The organism is Synechococcus sp. R55.2, from assembly GCF_047462075.1.
Classification (GTDB): Bacteria; Cyanobacteriota; Cyanobacteriia; order Thermostichales; family Thermostichaceae; genus Thermostichus.
The window spans coordinates 1-4,468 of record NZ_JANSIH010000276.1 but is presented as its reverse complement, the minus strand read 5'-3'; the positions used below and the strand labels follow the sequence as shown (position 1 = coordinate 4,468).

5 protein-coding genes are annotated in these 4,468 nt (G+C 58.9%); all 5 read right to left on the bottom strand.

The features are described from left to right. Positions 1 to 524 precede the first annotated feature (524 nt). Complete coding sequence (locus tag NW838_RS08975; RefSeq protein ID WP_414427888.1) at positions 525 to 1,406, bottom strand: RNA polymerase sigma factor SigF; 882 nt, start codon at positions 1,404 to 1,406, stop codon at positions 525 to 527. 442 nt (positions 1,407 to 1,848) lie between these two features. Further along, on the bottom strand, positions 1,849 to 3,027 hold the full coding sequence (locus NW838_RS08970; protein ID WP_414427887.1) for a tetratricopeptide repeat protein: 1,179 nt from the start codon (positions 3,025 to 3,027) through the stop codon (positions 1,849 to 1,851). Between the two features lie 24 nt (positions 3,028 to 3,051). Then, positions 3,052 to 3,357, bottom strand: coding sequence for a hypothetical protein (locus NW838_RS08965; protein ID WP_414356294.1), 306 nt, complete (start codon positions 3,355 to 3,357; stop codon positions 3,052 to 3,054). Positions 3,358 to 3,385: 28 nt separating this feature from the next. Continuing rightward, the gene (locus tag NW838_RS08960) at positions 3,386 to 4,198 is read right to left on the bottom strand and encodes a hypothetical protein (protein WP_414356295.1); all 813 of its coding nucleotides are present in this window, start codon (positions 4,196 to 4,198) and stop codon (positions 3,386 to 3,388) included. A gap of 110 nt (positions 4,199 to 4,308) precedes the next feature. Then, positions 4,309 to 4,464 carry a histidinol dehydrogenase gene (locus NW838_RS08955; RefSeq protein ID WP_414427889.1) on the bottom strand — a complete coding sequence of 52 codons (156 nt, stop codon included), beginning with the start codon at positions 4,462 to 4,464 and terminating at the stop codon, positions 4,309 to 4,311. Between the last annotated feature and the right edge of the window lie 4 nt (positions 4,465 to 4,468).

The window sequence follows — 4,468 nt, the reverse complement described above, 5'->3', positions numbered from 1 at the left end:
TGCGCACATAGGGGGCCAAGCGGATTCCCTCTGGACTTTGCGGGTTGGGCTGGCATTGGAAGAAGGGATCCCTGCCCACCGAGTTCTGACCCAGCTTAGGTTTGAAACCGCGGGGTGCCAAGGGTCGATCCCGAGAAGAGCGGTTTTCTCTGTTCATCAAATATTCTCATCAATTTCCCATCAGTCTATCAACCTGTCGCAGTACAGAGCCCCTGCCGTTCTACTGGGTGGAAAGTCACCGCCAATTGCGTCGGCTCAAGTACAGTCTACTAAGGGGTTATGGGATACACCTGTATGGTCATTTTCAACAGGAATGAAACATCTCCGTTCCATTGCTCTCTAACTCCCCTCTCCCTCTGGAGGGGCTGGGGGAAGCGGCGCGGAGCGTCTGGGCAGCGGCGGGAGTATCTCAATCGAGTCTGGAATGACTATGAACCTGCTTGTTCTAAACCTCACTGGGGTCAAGCCTCGGAAACACGATTTTTATACCCTTTTATATCCCTTAATTTGTAACGGGCTGTATCTCAAAAAATATCTTGATTCAACAACTTAGCCAGGCGTTCCAGCCCCTTTTTGACTTGGCGGGAAACGGTAACGGCACTGATCCCTAGCCGCTCTGCCGTTTCTTTTTGCGTGAGGTCATAGAAGAAGACAAATTCCAAAATCTTGCGGGTGCGGTCCTCCTGCTTGGCCAAGGCATGCTGTAGGCGAATGCGGTCTTCTTCGGCCAGTTGAAAACTGCGGTAGCGCTGATCCGGAACGACCTCCCCCAAAGCGACGCTGTCTTCCTCGGTTTGAATCGGGGCATCCAGGCTGAGCAAAAGGCTGTTTTGTTGAGCCAGTTCCAGCTCTCGCCATTCCTGCTCCGTCAGTTGTAGGGCTTCTCTCACCTCGGCCTCAGAGGGAGAACGGCCCAACTCTTGCCGCAGACGGGCAATCACCTTCTTGGCTTGTCGTTGCAGAGTTGTCCAGCGGCGTGGGATCCGCATGGTGGGGCTCTTGTCTCGCAGGTAATGTTGAATTTCTCCGCGAATGTAGGGCATGGCAAAGGAGCTGAAAGCCAGCCCACGGGTAATATCAAACCGTTCGATGGCCTGAATCAAACCCAAGCAGCCAACTTGGACCAGGTCATCGTACCCCTCATTGCACTGGTTGCGCCAGTGATGGGCTTCTTTGCGCACCAAGCCCATGTTTATTTCCACCAGTCGATTGCGCAGGGCCGGATCCCGATTCTGGTGGTACAGCCGCAACAGTTCGGCGGTTCGGGCTTTAACATCCTCATGAGATGCCATAGATCCACATGCGGCTGGGAATCCGGTCTTGGCCAAAGGCAATGGAGTGGAGGCCGCCGGTCGCCTCGGTGAGACGGAGTTCTTGGGAGAGATCAGGCGAGGGGCCGTTATCATAGAGAACCACTTTACCGATTTGCCGAAAATAACTGTAGAACCAGCACTTAAGGAACTGGAAAACCATTCAAAGGCTGAGGATCCCACGCATAATCAACACCTATCCAGTCCAAATAGACGCTTTTGCCCAGCCGAACCGACCTGGCATGCGCAAGCTATAGGGCTACAGAGATGGTGTCAGAAGCACGACTGGACACTGTTGAGATCCGCCAAAAGCTAGAACGTTCTTAGTTTGACCAGGTTTCTGGGCCCAAGCAACAGCATCTCCACGGAAAATCGGCGGGTTTCCTCGGCAAAAGAGCGCAATTTTCCCGTAAGACCCAACGAAATTGCCGGATTTCTGTTGTTGGCGTGCTCTCGTGGTTATTGGTGATTGGGTCAGGTTGGCGGTGAAACAGCCTGTGCATTCCAGCCTCTCCTCTCCTTCTGGGAGGTGAGAACGTCAAGAGGCTGTTCGTGACAGCGGCGGGGGGTTCTTGGGGGGATCCGTGCCGGCAAGGGCTGCCAAAAAGGATGCAAAACTCGGCTCCTCGCGAATGGGGTGGAAATAGGGTTCAGAGGAGAGCAAGGGGCGGTAGCGCTCCGGCTCCAGGCGTAGGGCTTGCTCCAGGGCTTGTAGGGCCTGAGGCACTTGGCCTTCCCAGGCGCAGCAGCAGGCTTTGGCGTAGTGAGCCTCGGCATTGTCGGGATCCATCTGCAGGGCCCGATCAAAACTCTGGATGGCCAGCTCGTAGAGGTTCAAGTCCATCAGAACCAGGCCGCGCTGCACCCAGATCTGAGGGCGTTTGGGATCTTGCGCCAGGGCACGGTCGTAGCTGTTGAGGGCCTCCATCGGGTTGCCGAGGCGGTGGTGGGCAAGGGCGTGGCCGGCCCAGAGAGAGACGGATTCGGATCCCAGTTGCAGGGCTCGTTCGTAGCTGGCCAGAGCATCGGCGTAGCGCTCTAGGTGAAACAGAGCCAGGCCCCGACTCTGCCAAACTTGGGCATTGACGGGGTTGATGGCGAGGGCTTTCTCGTAGCTGATTAGGGATCCCTGCCACCGTCCCAGAGAGGCTAAGGTTAGCCCGTGCAGGTACCACGTTTCCGGGCTATCGGGGCTGAGAGCAAGAGCGCGCTCGTAGGCGCGTAGGGCTTCTTCGTAGCGGCCCAATTGCCGCAGCGTGTTGGCCTGGTTAAAGCGGGCCTCAAAAAAATCCGGCTTCAGTTGCAGAGCCCGCTCATAGCTGGCCAGAGCTTCTTGATGGCGACCGAGATCGTCCAGCAGAGAACCACGGTTGTTCCAGGCTTCGGGGAAGTCCGGCTTCAGCTCCAGGGCGCGGTCGTAGCTGGCCAGGGCAGCTTGGGCTTGCCCCAGGTGGTCGAGGGTGGTGGCGCGGTTGTACCAGGCAATGGGATCCTGCGGCTGATCTCCCAGCGCCTGCTCGAACGGCTCCAGTTGAGCCGCTTGTTCCGCCGAAAGAGCCGATGGGTCAACCGCCGGGACGGGCGAAACGGTTGTCGATTCTGGGGAAGCAGCACGCTTCTGCCGCCGCAGCCACCAGGCCCAACCCCCGGCCAAAAGCAACAGGCCCACCCCCAGCACCAGCACGCCCAAGTCGGTCGGGGCAATCGCAAACGGCATGATCCACTGCCTCTCTTCGCGCCTTTACATCATCACCAAAAAGGGCAAGGGATCGCTCGGCCCTGCCGGCGAGATCAGCTCAATGCGCTTCTCACCGGGGTAGGTGCTGGGATCGATCTCGAAGGTAACCGTCAGGTGCTCGGCACTGGCCTGCACCGGCTCTCGGGATCGCCCCAAGGGATCCCCAAAGCTGACCCGGATCCCTTTGCCCGCCGGGCTGACTCGGATTTCCGTCACCTGATCCAGATGGGATCCCTCTAGGGTACAGACGATTACATCCCCGACAAAGGCCTCCAGAGGCCAGCCCCGCCGCACCACCGGTTTGGACATGGTTGTCGCTCCCACAGGCTTCTGCATCTCAGTTTAATTTTTCATTTTCCCCTCCCTGCTCCAGCCCAAAACGGCTTTGGTGGCAGAGAGGCTCTCCCCCCTTGGGCCGGATCTCCTGCCACCCCTGTAGAGAAGAGGGAGTTGGGGAAAGGGCAACGGCAGGCGCTCGCAGCAACACCTGGCGGTCTGGGCCCACGCTCACCAAGCGGGGCATCTCTCCAAGGCTATCGGCCACCGCAAACAGCACCCGCTCTCGCGCCTGGGGATCCCAGCCCAGCAGCTGCGCATACCCCAGCGCCGGCGGCGGATCCCAGATTTGCACCGGTGGGATCCCTGTCGAGCCGGTGGGCAAGGGCCAGACCACCGCCCGATCCCAGCTCAAATCGGTTTGGAACCAGCCTTCGTACTCCCGCGCCAGCAAAGTGTTCCCCTGCCAGGCCAAAGGCAGGATCATGGCAAAATCCAATGGCTCGGCAGGGCCGTACACAGACGCCGAGGCTTGATAAACGACTTGCAGGGCTTGAGTACGGGTGTTCTCGGCAAACAACACACTGGTCAACCGACCAGCCTCGGGTGTAGCCACCAAATCCAGCCGTGTGTACACCTGCCACTGGGGATCTGGCGCCGGCAGGGGATCGCTGCGCAACAGGCCAACCACCGTGCATTGCCGTTGCCGGGCTTGCTCCTGCAACCCATACACCCAATCCCAAGGGATAGAAACAGCAGAAGAAGAACTCCGTTGCACCGACAGAGCGGCATCCTGTTCGCGACAGCAGTGGGGAGAAGGGATCCTGCCGGAGGAAGACACTGCCGGATTCGCCAGCAACAGAGCCCAGCTCATCCCAACTGCCGCAAGCCCCCACTGCCCCTTTCGCCTGACCCAACCCGTCATCCTGCCCTCCGGTACGCGACCACGGCTGTAAGGCTTGAGACAAGGCTTTTGCAAACCCTCTAGCCTCCTTCTGCCAACCGCACCTGCACCGACTGGCCATGGGCAGGCAACCCCTCCGCCTGGGCGAGGGCCTGAATTGCGCTGGCCACCTCCCGCAAAGCCGCTGAGCCGTATTGAATCAGCCTGGACTGCGTTAGGCACTGGCTCGTATACACATCT